This is a genomic window from Vibrio sp. VB16, assembly GCF_015594925.2.
GTDB lineage: Bacteria > Pseudomonadota > Gammaproteobacteria > Enterobacterales > Vibrionaceae > Vibrio.
This window is the reverse complement of record NZ_CP087591.1, coordinates 886,292-904,617: the sequence shown is the minus strand read 5'-3', so window position 1 is coordinate 904,617 and position 18,326 is coordinate 886,292. Positions and strand designations below refer to the sequence as shown.

16 protein-coding genes are annotated in these 18,326 nt (G+C 41.0%); 3 read left to right on the top strand and 13 right to left on the bottom strand.

Annotated elements, in window-relative coordinates; translation table 11 throughout:
• Positions 1–42: 42 nt before the first annotated feature.
• The 12 genes from IUZ65_RS20465 to hflX all read right to left on the bottom strand — a co-directional run bounded on the left by IUZ65_RS20465 (position 43) and on the right by hflX (position 15,790).
• Entirely contained in the window at positions 43–1,638 is a 1,596-nt protein-coding gene (locus IUZ65_RS20465; protein WP_195705866.1) for a xylulokinase, read from the bottom strand.
• Positions 1,639–1,702: 64 nt separating this feature from the next.
• Entirely contained in the window at positions 1,703–3,676 is a 1,974-nt protein-coding gene (locus IUZ65_RS20460; protein ID WP_195705865.1) for a methyl-accepting chemotaxis protein, read from the bottom strand.
• Between the two features lie 83 nt (positions 3,677–3,759).
• Positions 3,760–4,908, bottom strand: coding sequence for a lactaldehyde reductase (gene fucO, locus IUZ65_RS20455; protein ID WP_195705864.1), 1,149 nt, complete (start codon positions 4,906–4,908; stop codon positions 3,760–3,762).
• A gap of 51 nt (positions 4,909–4,959) precedes the next feature.
• A complete protein-coding gene (fucA, locus tag IUZ65_RS20450) occupies positions 4,960–5,607 on the bottom strand; it encodes an L-fuculose-phosphate aldolase (protein ID WP_195705863.1) in 648 nt (215 codons plus the stop codon).
• A gap of 9 nt (positions 5,608–5,616) precedes the next feature.
• The gene (gene fucU, locus IUZ65_RS20445; protein ID WP_195705862.1) at positions 5,617–6,048 is read right to left on the bottom strand and encodes an L-fucose mutarotase; all 432 of its coding nucleotides are present in this window, start codon (positions 6,046–6,048) and stop codon (positions 5,617–5,619) included.
• The gene (gene fucK, locus IUZ65_RS20440; RefSeq protein WP_195705861.1) at positions 6,041–7,498 is read right to left on the bottom strand and encodes an L-fuculokinase; all 1,458 of its coding nucleotides are present in this window, start codon (positions 7,496–7,498) and stop codon (positions 6,041–6,043) included. Before fucK ends, fucU begins: the two co-directional genes overlap by 8 nt.
• Before the next feature lie 47 nt (positions 7,499–7,545).
• Positions 7,546–9,294 carry an L-fucose isomerase gene (gene fucI / locus IUZ65_RS20435; protein WP_195705860.1) on the bottom strand — a complete coding sequence of 583 codons (1,749 nt, stop codon included), beginning with the start codon at positions 9,292–9,294 and terminating at the stop codon, positions 7,546–7,548.
• Between the two features lie 222 nt (positions 9,295–9,516).
• Positions 9,517–10,467 (bottom strand): ABC transporter substrate-binding protein, encoded by a 951-nt coding sequence (locus tag IUZ65_RS20430; RefSeq protein ID WP_195705859.1) that lies wholly within the window; start codon positions 10,465–10,467, stop codon positions 9,517–9,519.
• Positions 10,468–10,509: 42 nt separating this feature from the next.
• Complete coding sequence (locus IUZ65_RS20425; RefSeq protein WP_195705858.1) at positions 10,510–11,490, bottom strand: ABC transporter permease; 981 nt, start codon at positions 11,488–11,490, stop codon at positions 10,510–10,512.
• Positions 11,491–11,494: 4 nt separating this feature from the next.
• Positions 11,495–12,994: a sugar ABC transporter ATP-binding protein gene (locus tag IUZ65_RS20420; protein ID WP_195705857.1), complete on the bottom strand. Its 1,500-nt coding sequence runs from the start codon at positions 12,992–12,994 to the stop codon at positions 11,495–11,497.
• 237 nt (positions 12,995–13,231) lie between these two features.
• Positions 13,232–14,011, bottom strand: a complete 780-nt coding sequence (locus tag IUZ65_RS20415; protein ID WP_195705856.1) for a DeoR/GlpR family DNA-binding transcription regulator — start codon at positions 14,009–14,011, stop codon at positions 13,232–13,234.
• A gap of 450 nt (positions 14,012–14,461) precedes the next feature.
• A complete protein-coding gene (hflX, locus tag IUZ65_RS20410; RefSeq protein WP_195706461.1) occupies positions 14,462–15,790 on the bottom strand; it encodes a GTPase HflX in 1,329 nt (442 codons plus the stop codon).
• 351 nt (positions 15,791–16,141) lie between these two features.
• On the opposite strand from hflX, the gene IUZ65_RS23445 reads away from it, so the two are divergent.
• Positions 16,142–16,276 (top strand): hypothetical protein, encoded by a 135-nt coding sequence (locus tag IUZ65_RS23445; RefSeq protein ID WP_269213779.1) that lies wholly within the window; start codon positions 16,142–16,144, stop codon positions 16,274–16,276.
• Here the strand turns inward: IUZ65_RS23445 and IUZ65_RS20405 are convergent.
• On the bottom strand, positions 16,263–16,940 hold the full coding sequence (locus tag IUZ65_RS20405) for a helix-turn-helix transcriptional regulator (protein WP_195705855.1): 678 nt from the start codon (positions 16,938–16,940) through the stop codon (positions 16,263–16,265). The genes IUZ65_RS23445 and IUZ65_RS20405 overlap by 14 nt on opposite strands.
• A gap of 313 nt (positions 16,941–17,253) precedes the next feature.
• On the opposite strand from IUZ65_RS20405, the gene IUZ65_RS20400 reads away from it, so the two are divergent.
• Entirely contained in the window at positions 17,254–17,739 is a 486-nt protein-coding gene (locus IUZ65_RS20400; RefSeq protein ID WP_195705854.1) for a hypothetical protein, read from the top strand.
• 87 nt (positions 17,740–17,826) lie between these two features.
• On the top strand, positions 17,827–18,318 hold the full coding sequence (locus tag IUZ65_RS20395; RefSeq protein WP_195705853.1) for a hypothetical protein: 492 nt from the start codon (positions 17,827–17,829) through the stop codon (positions 18,316–18,318).
• Positions 18,319–18,326: the final 8 nt, after the last annotated feature.

Genomic DNA, 18,326 nt, shown 5'->3' with positions numbered 1-18,326 from the left:
CCACCATTGCTTAACGCAGAATACTTTCTGAATAGCTCAAAGCTACGTGAGGCAATTTATGGCTTCTCGTTCTACGGGTAAACAATCTTTATAGCGCCTCATAAATTTTTGTACACCTTCGAGTTCTTTTTTCTCTGGGCCGACTATAAACTCGTCGTCTGCTAAGAATACTTTACGCTTTAAAAACGAATCAAGACTGACCTCTTCGTCTATTAAAAAAGAAGAGAGTAAAGCAATACCCCAAGCTCCTCCCTCAGAAGCATTCTCTACTGTCGCCACTTGTACATTTAGAGCCGTAGCCATGAGATGTTGAACCACACCTTTCGTTTTGAATAGGCCACCGTGAGCTAAGATTTTTTCAAGGTTTACACCTTCTTCTTCCACTAGGATGTCTATACCAATCTTCATTGCGCCAAAAGCAGACAGTAAATTTGCTCGCATGAAATTGGCTAATGTAAATTTGCTATCTGATGGGTTTAGAAAGAGCGGACACCCTTTTTCAAAATGGGTCAAATGTTCACCAGACAAATATCCATACATCATAAGACCTCCACAGTCATCATCACCTTTAAGGGAGGTTTTAAACAACGTTTCATATAGTTCATCTTGAGAAACACTACTTCCTAGTCCGTGAGCGACTTCCTTGAATAACTGCATCCAGGCATCGAGATTGGATGAGCAGTTATTAGAATGAACCATCGCAACTAGTTTTCCATCTGGTGTCGTGACTAGGTCGAGTTCCGAGTGTACTTTTTTAAGCTTCTCATCAAGTACGACCATGGCGAAAATTGATGTACCTGCTGAAATGTTACCTGTACCTATTGAAACGGTGTTCGTTGCTATCATACCCGTACCCGCATCACCTTCCGGTGGGCACATCGGACAACCAGATTGCAACAGGCCGTTGGGGTCTAATAGCAGAGTTCCGGCTTCTGTTAGGAAACCAGCATCCTGTCCTGCAGTAAGCACTTCAGGAATAATTTGGTCAAACTCCCAAGGCAGGAGTTCATCTTTAACTAAATGATCAAAGCGCATCATCAGCTCTGAATCAAATGCTGTTTCATCGATATCAATTGGAAACATACCAGACGCATCGCCAATGCCTAGTACCTTACATCCTGTTAATTTCCAATGCACATACCCAGATAGTGTTGTCATAAAGTCAATGTTAGGAACATGTTCTTGATTATCCAATATTGATTGATAAAGATGAGCGATGCTCCAACGCTGAGGAATAGGATGTTCAAAGACATACATCAGTTTTTCCGATGCCTCTAACGTATTGTTATTTCTCCATGTTCTAAAAGGCGTAAGTAACCTATCTGAACGGTCAAAAACAAGGTAACCATGCATCATTGCACTGATACCCAACCCTGCTAACTTCTTTAGCTCAACGTTATATTGTTGGTAAACGTTCTCGTAAAGATCTTTGTAACACGCCTGTATTCCGATCCAGACATCATCAAGGTCATAACTCCAATTATCATCAATTAGTCTATTTTCCCAGAGATAACTTCCACTTGAGATGGGTTGTTGGTCCTCACCAATTAATATAGCTTTAATTCGAGTCGAACCTAGTTCAATACCAAGGATAGCTTTCCCTTCTGAAATAAATAATTTGGTACTTAATTTTGCCATAATAACGTTTCCTAATACCCTAAATTGATAACTGGATCTGACGGAATAATAATTTGAATCTTCATTAGACTTTAAATTGTTCGATTAACGTCTGTTGTCGTTGGGCTAACTCAACCAAAACCCCACTACTATCAGCAGACTGTTTTGCTTCCATACCCGTTTGCTGTGCACCTTCCGCAATACCATTGATATACATGGCAACCTCACCACTCACCGAAATCTGCTCTTGTGCTGCGTGGGCTATTTGACTCGACATATCAAATATATCTTTCATTCTGGACGTCACCACGTCTAGTGACTTTTCTGTGAGTTGAGTCTGATGGGCGCAACTGTTCGTCTGTTGCAAGCTTTTAACCATCACATTGGTTATCTGCATAGAGCTCACTTGAAGGCTTTCAATCATGCGTTGAATTTCTTCCGTTGAATTGTGCGAACGGGTCGCTAAGGCGCGAACTTCATCGGCCACAACAGCAAAGCCCCTTCCTTGCTCACCGGCCCGAGCAGCCTCAATAGCCGCATTTAACGCAAGTAGATTCGTCTGCTCCGCAATACCGCGGATAACATCCAATATACTGCCGATGTTTGAGGTTATTTTCCCTAATTGCTCAGAATAGGTGACCGCTTCTTCTATAGAGTTGACTAACGTCGTGGTGATTTCTCTGTTTTTTACCACCTCTTTCTGGCCTACCAATGTCGCTTCGTTGGTTTTTTCAACTTCCAGTAATGTGCTACGCGTATAGTTAGAAACTTCACCTGAGCTCACTTCTAGTTCAGCTATCGCCGTTGCAACTAATTCCGTTTTTGTCTTTTGTTGCTCCACCAAATCAAGGGTTCTTTCGCTGATTTCCGCGGTTCGAGAGGCCTCCTTCGCTAACACTGTCGAGCCTTCGCCAATCTCCTTCAAAATCGATGCGGTATTGTCTGCTAACGTGTCTATCGCTCTGGAGATCACACCAAACTCTGTTTTATCAACATAGTTGGTTCTTTGAGTCATGTCACCTTCTGCCATTTTTATTAGTACCGGACTGGTTTTTCCGATTGGTCTTTTGATACTAATTACAATGGTGTAGCCAATGATTAAAGCAATGACCCCTGAAACCGCGGCGATTGATATCGTGGTCATGATCGCTCTATTGGCCACCGTCTCCGCTTCTGAAGTGCTCTTTACTGCCTTTTCTTGGGCCAAGTTGGTTAGCCCTTGGATCTGATTCTGTATCTTGTTTATATCTATTGACGCCCGCTTAAAATACGCCGTACTTTCCTCGTGCAAAGCACGTTCTTTAATAAGGTTATTAAACAAACCTTGGTCCGTCAGCGTGATCGCTCTTAGTTTCTCGATGATGCTAATAAACTGCTCTTTAGTGCGCGCTGATATTTTTAAACCTTGCGAGCGTTGAATAGCAATTTTAGTATCGTTCTCTAATTTTTTCTTTGCGATGGCAATATCGTTATTTTTATCTATCCTACGAATATTTTTTAAACCTTGATCAATACTACTGATAATAAATTCTACTTTGTTTTTTGTAACACGACTTGTCGATGACTCTTCCGTTATCTGCTCTTTTGCCCACGTATACGTATCATCCAACTTGATCATGTCTTTGTTGGTCACCATTAGCGCCTCTCTCGTCATGATCAATTTTTCATGTGCGGACATACTTTGCAATACATTGATAAAGTACTGGTCGGTCAACACATTAATACCATTAATTTGATCAATCTCATCCGCGCCCGGATCAAAGCTCTGTAGATGCTCTATCGCCTTTACATACTTTACTTTTTGCTCAAGAACCTGATTACGTATTGAAACAAGCTCAGAGCTATTTACTTGCGAAATATAGGTAGAAAAATATTGATGACTATTTTGGATTATTTTTTGAAGCGGTAATGTGGCAAGTAAAATAGGATTTGACCTACTTGTTATCTGCTCTATTTGGTTGTTCAACTTGATCGTATTTGAATAATTCGTTATTGCGATAATGAGCATCAAGCTAAACATTAAAACAAATCCGAACACAGTACGCTGAACGATAGACATAACGACACACCTTTGGTCTTTACTGAGGAAATAAAGGTAGTGGCACTTGAAAAGCCCACTACCCTTAAAGAGAAAGAGATGTACTATAAAGACGATACGTACAGCGCTTTTACTTCATCCGGTGTCGGTTGGCGAGGGTTACCACCTAAACAAACATCCTGCATCGCTTTATCTATCCATTGCCCGAAGTCAGACGCCTTAATTCCAAGCTCCGCAAATCCAGATGGAATACCAACCTGCTTAGATAGGCGACGAATCAGCTCTACAGCTAACTCGGCAGCTTGGTTATCATTGAGTTGACTCGTATTCCCTCCCATGGCTTCCGCAACTGCACGGAAACGCTCTGGTTGAGTTTGAGCATTAAATTCACAGACTTCAGGAAGTAGAATTGCATTGCATACGCCATGCGGAAGATTATGTGTGGCACCTGGTTGATGGGCCATAGCGTGAACCAAACCTAAACCTGCACTATTGAACGACATTCCCGCGAGAAATTGTGCGTCCGCCATTTTTGCACGAGCGTCAATATCTTTGCCATTTTCAACGGCAACAGGTAACCAAAGACTAATCAGTCTTATTGCTTCTAACGCTGTCGGCTGCGTTAAGGTATGCGCACCTGGTGTAACATACGATTCGATGGCATGAGTTAATGCATCCATGCCTGTCGCCGCAGTAACATTTGATGGCAATCCAACCATAAGAGAAGGGTCATTGACCGAAACGTCAGGTATCTGTTTACTATCAACCAAGACCATCTTAACCGCGCGTTCTTCATCAGTGATAACCGAATTAGATGTCATCTCAGCTGACGTGCCAGCGGTTGTATTTATAGCGATAAAGAAATCACCACTATTCTTGACCAAACCGACACCATCATAATCACAGATATCCCCCGGATTAGAGGCCATAATACGAATGGCTTTAGCGCAATCGACAGGGCTCCCTCCACCAACAGCAATAAAACAATCACATTGATTTTCTAAATAAAATTGATGACCACTTCGAACCAAAGTCGCCGTTGGATTTGGTGTTACTTGATCGAAAACAACATAACTTACCCTTTTCTCATCCAACGATAAAAAAAGCGAATCCAATATACCTAAATCGATTAAATTTTTATCCGTCACAACCAACGCTTTATTAACGGGTTGCTGTGTAAGCACGTCAACAGACTCTGCCACCGCGCCAACGCCAGACAGCGCTAACCGTGGTAAATTTAGAGAAAATACCATTTCATATACCTCAAGAGTTAAAAAAGCCTGCGAAGAGCAGGCTTTGATTTATTATTTTTCTACGCGAAGGCCGTAAGATTGGAATTTATTTAGCACAACATCCATTTCAGCATCGTCCAGAATTGGAATATCTTTTTGAATCGCCATCGTTTTTAGATACAGCTCTGCAAGCACTTCACATTCATGTGCTAACCAAAGTGCTTTGTCTAAATTTTGCTCTGCGGTTATAAGGCCGTGATGTTGAAGTAAAATCGCCTTACTTTTCGCCATCCCTTCGGCAACATTGTCAGCAAGTTTAGCGCTACCGAATGTGGCATAAGGAACACACGGGATCTCGTTAGAACCTGATGCAGCAACCATATAATGAATAGCCGGGATCGGTTTATTAAGAATAGAAACAGCCGCACAATTAATGGAATGGTTATGGACCACTGCATCAGCGTCGTTTCGAGTTCTGTAGCAAGTAAGGTGGAATAACCACTCGCTTGACGGCAACTTGCCTTCTTCAAACTCACCTTCATTGCTTACATAAACAATATGTTCTGGTGTTAGTTTTTCGTACGGAACACCAGTAGGAGTGATAAGCATACCGTTATCAAAGCGCACACTGACATTGCCAGCCGTTCCTTGATTAAGGCCAAGCCGAGTCATTTCAATACAAGTATCAATAATTTGTTGTGATAATTCGTTACGTGTCATGATTAGTCCTTAGTAGGTGGTTACACCCTTTTTTAAAATAATGTTTCCGTATTTTGCGGTTTCTCCGCTTAATACAACGGCATAACAATCTTTAACGCGTTCATAAAATGCAAAGCGCTCTATTCTTTCAATATTGGGAATTAGACCCAATGATTTGTGTATTGCCGTTCGATAGTTCTCTTCAACCAATGGGTCGAGGCTATCGCCTTCTACCGCTAGCATCATTACTAGTGGGGCTTCGCTATATTGGTCTAACTCAAATAAGGGAATGATACCTTCGAGCAAAACGTTAACGCCTACTCCATCCGCCCTTATTACCCTTCTGCCAAAGGTATGGGCTGGAAAGTGCGCGTCTGCCAGTAATATCTCGTCACCATGCCCCATCTCACTCAGCGCTTTAAGTAAGGTTGGGCTCACCGCTGGATGAATGCCTTTAAGCATGACAAAACTCCTCATATAGCTCTTGGTATAAGGCTTTATCACTGCTAGGGTAAATGGTTGTATACGATGGTTTCATCGCGAGTTGGGCACCATCTGCACTGTCAAAAAATCCTGTACCTGCAAATGCATACATGGCGGCACCGATAACGGTAGATTCTGGCTGATCAACCACGAGTATTGGCATATTTAATACATCCGCTCTAATTTGGTTCCACAGCGCATTTTTTGAACCACCACCAACGACGACTAAATTTTCCGCGTTAAAATCACTAACTTCAGATAACCTAATAAGGCTTCGTCGCAGTTGATATGCTAAAGCTTCCAATGCAGCACGATAAATCTCTCCGCGAGTCGTGTTGATCGATAGCCCCTCTACACTGCCGTTTCCGCAGCCCTCTTTATTAGGTAAAAAGTAAGGGTTAAAATGGATACCATTACTGCCAACTGGTGTCGCATTACCTTCACTGATCATCACCGCGTACTTAGTGCTTTGATCGCTTATATCGTTGAATAAAGTACCGGAAATCCATTCCATGACCGCACTCGATAACCATTGTATTGCCGGATTATAGAGGTCGGTTTTCGCATCTAACTCTGTGGTGAGCCCGTCCAACAGATACTCGCTTTTTAATGCGGGACACTGAGTTCGTGCCATTAGTATTTCCCAAGTACCTGAGCTTAAGAATGGTTGATTTTCTGCAACACCAGAACCAAACAGAGCAAACTGAGTATCATGGCCCGCAGAGATCACTGGTATGTTATTCGGCAAACCTAGCTGCTGTGCTATCTCTCCTGTTAGCTCACCAATTTTCTCCCCTGCGTTGATTAACGGAGGAAAATGTTTGGATGATAATCCGAGGTAATCAAGGGTGCGGGATCGCCAATGGCCACTTTTTAGGTCCGTTAACATCGATGTGCCCGCCATGGTACGGTCAGTCGTGAGATTTCCCGTAAGCCGATGCGCGATCATCGATGAGATAAACACGAACTTGTCCATTTTTTTATAGACGTCAGGTTCGTGATCTTTAAGCCATTTCAACTTATATAAAGTATTAAAACTGTAATCACCGATACCGTTCTCTTTATACAACTCTGTTCTATCAATATCTTGCTCGACCGTCGCCATGACAGGAAGCGTTCGAGAACATTTCCAAGAGATTATTGGGTATAGTTGATGTCCATCCGCATCAAAGGGTGCTCCATCGACGCCGAATGTTGTTACCGATACAGCACAGATGTCATTGCTATCTATTTGCGTGGTGATTTTTTGACAACACTCCGCTAATTTGTTCCATATTCGGTTGAAATCCCAAACATGCTTAACTGGTTGGTCGGTACTTTGTACCGTTTCATTACGAAGATGATGTGAAGCAACAATATCGCCTTGATTATTCACGGCGATAGCTCGTACATTGGTAGCACCACAATCAAGTATTACGACAATCGACATAATTCTTCCTTAAAACAGGCACCCGCAACCGCGGATGCCAATACAGGTTACTTATAAAGCGGACCAAAATTGGCGCAGGCACGGTAATCTTGCCCTTCAATATCTTGACCAAATGCAGAGAACGAGTGTGGACGAAAAACGTTTTCTTCACTGACATTATGCATAGAGACGGGAATACGAAGCATAGACGCCATAGTGATCAGGTCAGCACCTATATGTCCGTGGGTAATAACACAATGGTTAGCCCCCCAGTTAGCCATGACGGAGTAGACATCTCTAAAAGCGCCACTGTCTGTCAAGCGAGGAACAAACCATGTCGTTGGCCATGTTGGATTAGTACGTTCATCTAATGTGCTATGTACTTCTTCTGGTAAATCAATTGAATACCCTTCCGCAATTTGTAAAACAGGGCCTAGTCCAGCAACGATGTTAATGCGATGCATGGTAAATGGCATTGCCCCCTTAGTCAGGAAGTTAGAAGAGAAGCCGCCACCTCGAAAGTATTCTTCTACCGCTGGTGGCCATACCGTTGCACCAAGACATTTCTTAACGTCTTCTTCATTCATGTCCCAATGTGGTTTAATGCAAGGCTTTCCTTGTCCATCGGTGACTTCACCACTTCCATCTAATGCGGCAGAACCGGAGTTAACAAGGTGAATGAAACCCGTTTCTGGTCGATAACCACTCACACGCTCAACTGCGTCTTGAGACCAATATGTACGAACATCACAAAACACTTGCGCTTCACCGGTCAATAACTTGCCAAATAGCATGTTGACACCATTCAAGCTGTCATTCTCAGTAGCGATAGCAAACGGTTCTCTAATGCCGTTCCAGTCAAACGAGGAATTTAAAATAGACTCGCTGAAGTCTCCGTTAGGCAGATGATCTGTCCAATGACGTTGTCCCTGAAACCCACCAACGATAGCGTTATGACCAAGAGATTCTTCACTGAAACCAAGCTCAGCTAATTTTGGGTTTCCTTGCATAAGGTCACGCATAATCATGGTCATCTTAATGACGGTTTTCCAATCCTCGGATTTTCGCTCTTCAGTAAATGGAGTACTGTTATAATCCTTACCTTCTGGACAAAATTCTTTCACCCAACTTGAGGCCAATTCGAACTCTTCTTTGTCATAAACTTCGCGGTCAAGCCGACGTTTAATTTCCGTCATATCGATATATTCGTTGCGCATTCCCAAATATTTTTGAAAGAATTCAGGGTTAACCACCGAACCCGCAATGCCCATTGAAACCGACCCCATTGAGAGGTATGACTTCCCTCTCATTGACGCTACCGACAAGCCTGCACGGCAGAATCGTAATATTTTTTCTTGGACATCCGATGGAATACTGGTGTCGTCAGAGTCTTGAACTTCTTGACCATAAATTGAAAATGCTGGCAGCCCTAACTGCGTGTGTCCGGCCATCGCAGCGGCAAGATATACGGCTCCAGGACGTTCAGTTCCATTGAAACCCCATATAGCTTTTGGCAAGTGCGGGTCCATATCAATGGTTTCTGTGCCATAACACCAACAAGGTGTCACGGTAAGTGTTAATCCAATATTTTCTGTTTTGAACTTATCTGCGCAGGCTGCTGCTTCTGCAACGCCGCCAATACAAGAATCAGCAATGATGCATTCCACTCTCTCGCCACTTGTATGACGAAGATTTTTCTCAATAAATAGTGCAGCCGATTTAGCCATATTCATTGTTTGCTCTTCCAATGACTCTCGCACACCCATTTGGCGACCATCAATCGTTGGACGAATACCGATTTTAATTAGATTTGTCATATTTAATTTCTCGTTTCCAACATCGTTGGATTAAATTTGTTTTCCCGCTCTATCACATATCTCAACGTGATAAATTTACCGCGAGTGGGGTACCAATGCCGTTCAATATAATGAAGCCTAGACTGACGGCATTTAGTCATTGCTGTTACTGTCGTGGTAAAAAGGGGGGGTATCTGATGAGGCCGATACCACCCTTTTTACTACCGTGGAATTAATGCATGCTTATTTTCCAAATGGGAACAACAACGTTTGCATTTCTGGGCTGTCAATATTGCTAGCAGTAATAACCTTTACTGGGATATCAATGACTGCTGGTACTTCTTTACCTTCAAGTACGCTATAAAGGGTTTTCAAACCTTGGTAGCCAATCTGATACGCATCCTGAACAACGAAGCCTTGTATGGTGCCCGATTTTAGAAAACTGATGATGCCTTCTGTACTGTCAAAACCCATCACTAAAACCTTTCCAGACAGATTCAAGCTATCGATCGCGTTACCTACTCCTAGAGTCGCACCTTCGTTGGTGGCATAAACCCCAGCTAAATCAGGATTAGCGCGATACATATCAATCGTTTTATCCATTGATTTTTGTGGGTCTCCGTCACTATATTGGACGTCAAGTAATAAGATCTCCGGGTAGTACTGCTTCATCGCATTGATAAAGCCTTCAGAACGTTCAATCGCACTTTGCGTACCAGCCACGTGAGCGACTATTCCAACCTTACCTTTACCATCAAGCATTTTGCCTAACGCCATGGCGGCATCGCCTCCCGCTTTTACGTTATTCGTCGCAATAAAGCTTTTCGGTATGTCTGAATTAACCCCAGAATCAAATGTTGCGATCTTGATATCTCTCGATGTTGCTTCTTCTACAGGAAGCACAAGCGCATTTGCATCCAGAGCGGCAAGCAATATAGCGTCAGGTTGACGAGCCATCATGTCTTCCATTAACTGAATCTGTTGGGAGATTTGCGTTTCATCTGCTGGCCCAACAAAGCTGGTTCTTATACCGAGTTCTTTTGCTGCTGTATCCGAACCCAATTTTACTGTTTGCCAAAACTCGTGCTGATAACCTTTACTGACCACTGGAATATAAATGTCATCTTTCGCTTGAGCAGAACCAAACCCAATAGCGGCAAGTGTTAATATCAGTGGTACTTTTATAAATTTCATTGGTGTTTCTCCGTGTACGTAGGATAAGAGTTGTTATTTTTGTTATTTCATTTTCTTTCTTAATGTGTCTAGATATACAGCCGCAACAACCACAATGCCCATTGCAACCATTTGCCAAAACTGCGATACCCCCATTAAATTAAGTCCGTTTTTCAGAATGCCCATAATCAATGCTCCGATAATGGTTCCGCCAATAGTCCCGATTCCGCCCATAAGGCTGGTGCCACCGATGATCACTGCGGCAATAGCTTCTAATTCATATCCGACACCCACTGTCGGTTGTCCTGAATTCAATCGCGACGTTAAAATGACACCCGCAACACCGGTTAATAGGCCACAAAATGAGTACACAAACATTTTTACCTGATTCACTTTAATACCAGATAAATGCGCTGCATCTTCGCTACTACCTACGGCATAGATATAACGGCCAATAACAGTACGCTTCAAAATGTAAGCGGAAATAAGGGCGATTACGGCAAAATAGATAACAGGGTAAGGGATCAAATCAAACAAGCGGCCCTGTGCGATGACTCGAAAAGTAGGGTAGTCTTGGAAATACAGCGCTCGGCCATCGGTCAACACTAAGTTGATACCACGAACCGACATCATCAATCCCAACGTTGCAATAAAAGGAGGAATCGCCGCTCGAGTGACCAAGAAACCACTTAAGCAACCACAAAGAAATCCTGCTAACGCGCCGGCTAATACACATAACCAAAGAGGAAGTCCGATAGAGGCGGCAAGTCCAACAGCAACACCAGAGAAGGCCATTACAGACCCTAGTGACAAGTCGATACCCGCGGTAATAATTACGTAAGTGACACCAATAGCCATAATACCTATTACGGCAGTTTGTAATGCCACTGTTAAAAGGTTGGACAAATTAAGAAAATAAGGTGTTCCTATGCTAAAAAATATCATTAACAGTACTAAACTAATTAATGGCGCCAATTTCATCAGCAATTCTTTATTTAAAAAGAAGTCTTTTTTAACGGTGAGTTTTTTCGTATTACTAAGCATTATTTTACCCTTCTAATGTCGCATATTTCATAATATTTTCTTGCGTAGCACGTTCTGATTCTAATTCTCCGGTAATCCTTCCGCCTCTCATCACCAGAATTCGGTCACACATGCCCAATATTTCTGGCAACTCAGACGATATAACAATTATTGATTTACCTTGTTCAGTTAGTTTATTTATTAATTCATATATTTCTAACTTTGCTCCAACATCAATACCGCGTGTAGGTTCATCAAATATAAGTATCTCAGTATTTTTACAAATCCACTTCGCTATGATTATTTTTTGTTGGTTACCACCACTTAAATTCCCTGCCAATTGATCTAAATCTGGCGTTTTTATTTTAAGTTTTTCTTTTAAATTATTGCTTGTATTAAAACAGGCCTGTTCATCAATGATGCCAAATTTATTTGAAAACTGTTTATAGCTACTGAGCATTGTATTGACGTTGACAGACAGTCCTAATGCTAGACCTTCTTTTTTCCTGTCCTCCGTCAAATAGCCGATACCCAATTCAATCGCTTTGTGAACATTGGTAATGGTAACGGGTTTACCAAAGAGAGAGATCTCACCACTGTCGATAGCATCGGCACCAAATAATGCTCTGGCGACTTCCGTACGACCAGCGCCCATAAGGCCTGAAAAACCAAGTATTTCACCCCGCCTCAAGTTGAAGTTGATATCGTGAAGAACCCCCTTACGATTGAGGTTTTTGACATCTAGCACGATCTCTTTGCTGGGTTTATTACCTCGCTTAGGGAAAATATCACCTAAGTTTCGTCCTACCATCATCGCAATCAATTCATCAATGGTCGTTGCCGCATAATCGACCGTTCCGATAAAACAACCATCCCGCATTACCGTTGCTCGATCGGCTATTTGTACAAGCTCTTCTAATCGATGGGATATATAGACAATACCAACACCTTGAGACTTGAGCATGTTTGTAACCTTAAATAGGCTCTTAATCTCACTTTCTGTTAATGCAGCGGTGGGTTCGTCCATAATAAGTATCTTGGCATTGACTGAAAGTGCTTTCGCAATTTCGACCATTTGCTGTTGAGCAACAGTTAATTTCTCAACAAGTGTATGAGGGCTGATTTTTAAATTGAGTTTATCTAGAAGCGCCTGAGCGGCATCAGCTTGGGATACGTCATCAAGTAACCATTGATTGCTGCCACGAAACTCTCTACCGATAAAAATATTTTCTGCCACACTCAATTCAGGAAAAAGGTTAAATTCCTGATGAATAATCGCAATGCCCTTTTCCTGAGCCGAAATAGGCGAGGTAAGTTTAACTAACTGTCCTTCGAAACTAATCTGGCCATCGTTCGGAATATGGACTCCCGAAAGCACTTTCATTAGCGTCGATTTTCCCGCACCATTTTCACCTAAAAGAGCATGTACTTCGCCACGTCTTAAGTTAAAACTCACATTATCAAGCGCTAACACTCCAGGAAATCGCTTTGTAATGTTATCCATTTTTAAAATTGTAGTGTCCATAAAGTTACCCATTATTGACCTGCAAATGTAACCCCTCTACTCTTTGACTGGGCAAAGAGTGAGATTCATAATTTAAATTTACCTTTGAACTTTCTCTAAAAACAAAATAACTTGTTTTGTATATAGAGAAAGAAGTTCTACTATCCATGTTAATTTCCTTTCGCCACCTAATTATATTAGACCGTTTAATACAATCAGATGGACAACTAGTTAAACCACATATTTGATATATTTTTATTAGGCACTTAGAACAATCTCAGTATCGACATTATTTCCCGGATTAATTATAATCGACTTACTTTCTAAATTATCACTCTCATTTTTTGTTATTGTTGCATTGGTTATTAAACAATCTAGGGCATCCAGATCACAAACCTTTAATAAACTTCTTTTATTTATTTTAGATTTATCTGCTATAAGAATGGTTTTATTTGATACCGACATGAGCGATTGTTTTATTTCATAATTATATTCATTTGAATCCCACACGCCACTATTTAAATCGACACCTACACAGGATATAAAACATAAATCAAGCGACATTTTACTCAACGTGTTTCTAGCAATAATTCCATAAAATGATTTATATTTTTCTGAATAATTTCCACCCAAACTAATGATGTTTATGTTGTTCTTTTTCTCTAGGGCATTAATGATATTTATAGAGTTAGTCACTACAGTGCATTTAATGTTTGGCATTGATTGCGCTAACAACCAGCTTGATGAACTCGCATCCAAACCGATGACTGACTGCTCTTTAATCAAGCTAATTGCCATCTCAACAAGTTGCTGTTTGTCTTCTACATTACTTTTTGCTCTGTGCGCAAACGAGGTGCCAACGTCACTGGTTTCTTTACTCGTCGCTCCACCATGCACCCGTACCAATAGCCCTTTTGTATCAAGTGCCTTTAAATCTCGTCTAATCGTTTCTACTGACACTGAGAAAGTAGAAGATAACTCTTCTACAGAGATATGCTTTACATTATTGACCAAATTAACAATTTGTTTTTTCCGCATACTCTCGCTCCTTTGTTGAGAACAATATAAATAAGTGAAGCGGGTAAAAATTAGATACAGGTCACGATATGACCGTAAATGACTGCTATCGGCCACTTGAGTGCCCGTATTTTGATATGAGCACTAAAAGCGGGCAATAACGGGCGAAATATCACGTATTTGGGCAAAAAAAGTAAAGACAGGTTGGTTTAAGAACGGTCAACATTCCATGTGGGAATCATAGTGCTGGTTTGAACATGAATAGCGACATCATGACGTAAAGTAAACTGTAATTTGAAGATGAGAAGGCGAATCGATTGATTCACCTTGTTATTTTATCGACGGTATTAACTCGAATACGAGAAACTTATTGAGGCCATTGATAAGCCAGATCTCTCTCACTAAGGAAAAATAACCATCGTAAAGTGAGAGGTTTATATTATGCTAGAGGCCCCGTTTACACCTGTTTAATCATAGATTAAGCATTCGCTTTTTTAACCGTGCTAAGTCAATCGCGTTTGACCGTACGTTGAACTTAATATGACTATACTCATACTCTTCCTTAGTGACACTCATGCTAGAACGAATTTCACCTATGATACCTTTAGCGGTATAAGGAACAATAATCTCGTCTTCAATCATGTCATGCTCGGCGGCACCAACGATATATTTATGCAGTTTAGTGATATCAAGAGGATTGCGGGTTGAAGTCATCATGGCATCAGGAAACTCTTCCATCAGTGCCTGTTGTTGCTCAGTATTTAGTTGATCTGATTTATTCAGTACCAGTAATTTTTTAATACCTTCAACACCCACTTCTTCCAATACCTCGTGAACAACATCAAGTTGAGCACGGAAAGTAGCATCTGAGGCGTCGACCACATACAACAATAACGAAGCATCATGGGCTTCTGCTAAGGTGGAATGAAATGAGGCAACCAAATCATGAGGTAGTTTTTTGATAAAACCGACGGTATCTGAAACGAGAATTCGAGGTTGAGTAACAGGATGCAATGCACGTACTGTGGTATCAAGTGTTGCGAAAAGTTTGTTTTCTACTAGTACCTCACTGCCTGTAATAGCCCGCATCATTGATGACTTGCCTGCATTGGTATAGCCAACCAAAGCAACACAAAATATCTCAGAACGTTGTGTACGTCGGCCTTTCATTTCATCTTGAACACTAGCTAAGTCACGCCTTAATTCAGCTAATTGGTCACGAACTTTACGACGATCTAGCTCTAGCGTCGTTTCGCCTGCACCCTTACCCATTTGGCGTTCTTTATTACCAATGGTGGAATCTCTGAGCCTCGGTGCTAAGTAATTTAGACGAGCGATTTCCACTTGCAAGCGTGCTGTTCGGGTACGAGCATGGCGGCTAAAGATCTCAATTATGATCCCTGTACGGTCAAACACCTCGACACCTAATTGATTTTCCACATTGCGTTGTTGTGATGGACTTAAATCGCAATCAAATACCACCACATCCGCACATGAAAACGGCAGTTCTTCCGTAGGAAGTTCAGCAAAATCCGTCTCATCAGAAAAATCTTCTTCTTCAAACAAACCCTTGTTACCAGTGAGGTGCGCTATTTCCGCGAGTTTGCCTGAACCGAGTACATTCTGCTTTTGGCCCGAACTCTGCATTTGCGACTGCGTTCCAACCACTTTAAACCCTAGTGTCGTCACTAATCGACCAAGTTCTGCAAGTGATTCTGCTGCTTCATCACCTTTAAACTGCGGTGTGCAAATAGAAATAAGTAACGCGTGATTGAGTGATGCATTTTCTGTTAGTTGCATAATTTTTTCTGTTAGCGCACCAGAGTGCAAGCCTAGTATTTTATCCAAAGTTACCTGATCCTACGCTGTTATAGCGGAGGTTTATAGAGTAATAGAATACTAAATGCAGATATTCTTTTAGTTAACGACAAATCACTAACATAAAGCGGGTGTTAGGCCATAAAATAAGTGGTCATCTCCTCTTCTTCGCTTTCTCATTTTCCTCTGTTTATCTCATAAAGTTATCAAAACACAACTTTTTGATAACTTTATCCAATCACAAGATGCGCACATACTCACCCATCAAAAAAAAACAAGTGACAAACTACGCAATAAGCGAGATCAATATGACGATGAATCGTGTTGGATTGTATGGATAACGCAGCCGTGTTTTATCTTAAAGCATTAGGTCTGCACATTATTGTGGGCAAACCTGACGTAATAGAAGAGACCCAAAATCGAGTTGGAGACTTTATATTTAAGGCTATCCTAATTATTGAATATTAGATGAATAAAGGCTATTACAACGATTAACTAATGTAATCGCTTCTTTGCGGCATTTAATATTAAGTTTTTTATAAATTTTATATATATGTGTTTTAACTGTGCATTCTGCCACATAAAGCTGATCGGCAATTTGCAGGTTAGTTTGTCCTCGCACCAACATAGCTAAAATTTCTTTTTCTCGTTTTGTTAAATCGTCAGCATAAGTGGGAGAGGAAATAGACAACATTTTGAACTGAAGCAGCATCTTGGACATTAGTTGACGAGGTAACCAAAGTTCCCCATCTATTACGTCAACAACACAACGCACCAAATGCTCTATCGGGGCATCTTCATACAGAATACCTCTTAGACTGTTCCAAGACATCAACTCTGTTTCATTTTTCAGATCTGTAGGTACGTCGTATATGACCACACTGAGTCCCGGAGTGCCTGATGACATAAACTCACTATAAGCACTATCACTGATTGAATGATAACCGATTAATACAACATCTATTTTATTAGAGGTAAACGAATTTACAACTGAGTTATGTGAAAACTGTGTAACTTGAATATTGGTAGCGCTTTCTAATTCTTTCTTGATTAAACTTGACTGAATATTCCTTCGACCAAAAAATAATATGTTTTTTTTTGGATGAAGAGTATATGCGTTTGTTTTATTCATATTATACCTTTAAACCAGCAACATAAGTTTTTCTTTTTCGCGTACTAATAATTATGAATCCTTCAGGGAAAATATAGCATGCATTAGTACTCTCATCTGTTTCTAAAATGATACTTGAAATACAATATTTTTATTTAGATATAAGATCATGAAATTAAATAACATTTTTATCAGCCTACAACTTTAATTTCATAAATCCTTCATACCTTACTACTACTTTCAAATTTTCATCAAACTAACTTAATACCTTCGGCTTTCTGTTCGCCACTACACTTACTTTCAAACAATGAAGCAACTTAGGATAGAGAAGGTTATGAAAACAACTTATCTTTCGTTCTTGATGATGTTGCCTGTTATGGGTTTCGCAGAATCAGATGGAGACCTCTCTCTTAGCGTGTTCGGACACATAAAAAGTCATTGCGAGATCAACTTTAATCGCGGTGACAAATTGGACTTCTCAAATGACGTTCAGAAAAGCGTTTTATTTGAAATTCAGTGCAATCAGCCCATGGGTATGTCGCTATATTCACAAAACGGCGGCTTGAGCTTGCAACAGAGTAAAACCCCTGTGGTTGTGCAGTACCAGTTAAATATTGACGTGGCTTCGATAGGCATTAACAGAACCTTGCAAAGTAAAGACCTATCGTCACCAAAGTTAATTGAAAGTTCCAGTGTCATTCCATTTACAACGGAAGGAGTGATGAGAGTGACACTAGAAGAAAGTCTGCACTTTGCGGGGCTTTACGAAGATATTATTGAGATAGATGTATACCCATCTATTCATGGTGTTGACCCGTAATCAACTTGCAATAGGCAGAATATGGAAGACCTCAGACTACAGTCAGTGGTAACAGCTAATCATCAAAAATTGATAAAGGATATTTCAATGAAAAAACTAACTCTATGTGCAATTTCAGTTTCGGCTCTTTTTGCAGTTAATGCGAACGCGGGTGATGTTCAATTGGTCGGTTTTGTAGCTCCGGTGTGTGAAGTTACCGGTATGAATTCTCAACTGGTCGACTTCGGTATGGTTGATGCCGGATTCCAAACTATTAATGTTCCTTTAGGAATCCAATGTAATGATGCCGATGGTGCAACAGTAACTCTAATCAGTGCTGAAGGTGGATTAGAATCAGATGATCAAGAAGACTTTGCATTAACTTATGATGCCGTATTTACACCTTCTGGTTTAGCGGCTCTAACGCTTAACGCTCCTGGCGGCCCTGGTTTAAATGATGTGTCTGCAAGTCAATCTTATGGTGGTTCTGGTACTCTTGCCACAGGTGTTCCTGCCACATTGGACGTAACTACAACAGAAACTGCCACTTTCTCAGGTGGTTATTCTGATACATTGACCATACAAATAACGCAAAACTAGTTCTATAC

Excerpts from the sequence above, each read along its gene's own strand:
- fucO (WP_195705864.1), bottom strand. The coding sequence starts at position 4,908 with ATGGTATTTTCTCTAAATTTACCACGGTTAGCGCTGTCTGGCGTTGGC.
- IUZ65_RS20395 (WP_195705853.1), top strand. The coding sequence starts at position 17,827 with ATGAAAAAACTAACTCTATGTGCAATTTCAGTTTCGGCTCTTTTTGCA.
- fucK (WP_195705861.1), bottom strand. The coding sequence starts at position 7,498 with ATGTCGATTGTCGTAATACTTGATTGTGGTGCTACCAATGTACGAGCT.
- fucI (WP_195705860.1), bottom strand. The coding sequence starts at position 9,294 with ATGACAAATCTAATTAAAATCGGTATTCGTCCAACGATTGATGGTCGC.
- IUZ65_RS20415 (WP_195705856.1), bottom strand. The coding sequence starts at position 14,011 with ATGCGGAAAAAACAAATTGTTAATTTGGTCAATAATGTAAAGCATATC.
- IUZ65_RS20400 (WP_195705854.1), top strand. The coding sequence starts at position 17,254 with ATGAAAACAACTTATCTTTCGTTCTTGATGATGTTGCCTGTTATGGGT.
- IUZ65_RS20465 (WP_195705866.1), bottom strand. The coding sequence starts at position 1,638 with ATGGCAAAATTAAGTACCAAATTATTTATTTCAGAAGGGAAAGCTATC.
- IUZ65_RS20405 (WP_195705855.1), bottom strand. The coding sequence starts at position 16,940 with ATGAATAAAACAAACGCATATACTCTTCATCCAAAAAAAAACATATTA.
- fucA (WP_195705863.1), bottom strand. The coding sequence starts at position 5,607 with ATGACACGTAACGAATTATCACAACAAATTATTGATACTTGTATTGAA.
- fucU (WP_195705862.1), bottom strand. The coding sequence starts at position 6,048 with ATGCTTAAAGGCATTCATCCAGCGGTGAGCCCAACCTTACTTAAAGCG.
- IUZ65_RS20420 (WP_195705857.1), bottom strand. The coding sequence starts at position 12,994 with ATGGACACTACAATTTTAAAAATGGATAACATTACAAAGCGATTTCCT.
- IUZ65_RS23445 (WP_269213779.1), top strand. The coding sequence starts at position 16,142 with ATGGATAACGCAGCCGTGTTTTATCTTAAAGCATTAGGTCTGCACATT.
- hflX (WP_195706461.1), bottom strand. The coding sequence starts at position 15,790 with ATGCAACTAACAGAAAATGCATCACTCAATCACGCGTTACTTATTTCT.
- IUZ65_RS20430 (WP_195705859.1), bottom strand. The coding sequence starts at position 10,467 with ATGAAATTTATAAAAGTACCACTGATATTAACACTTGCCGCTATTGGG.
- IUZ65_RS20460 (WP_195705865.1), bottom strand. The coding sequence starts at position 3,676 with ATGTCTATCGTTCAGCGTACTGTGTTCGGATTTGTTTTAATGTTTAGC.
- IUZ65_RS20425 (WP_195705858.1), bottom strand. The coding sequence starts at position 11,490 with ATGCTTAGTAATACGAAAAAACTCACCGTTAAAAAAGACTTCTTTTTA.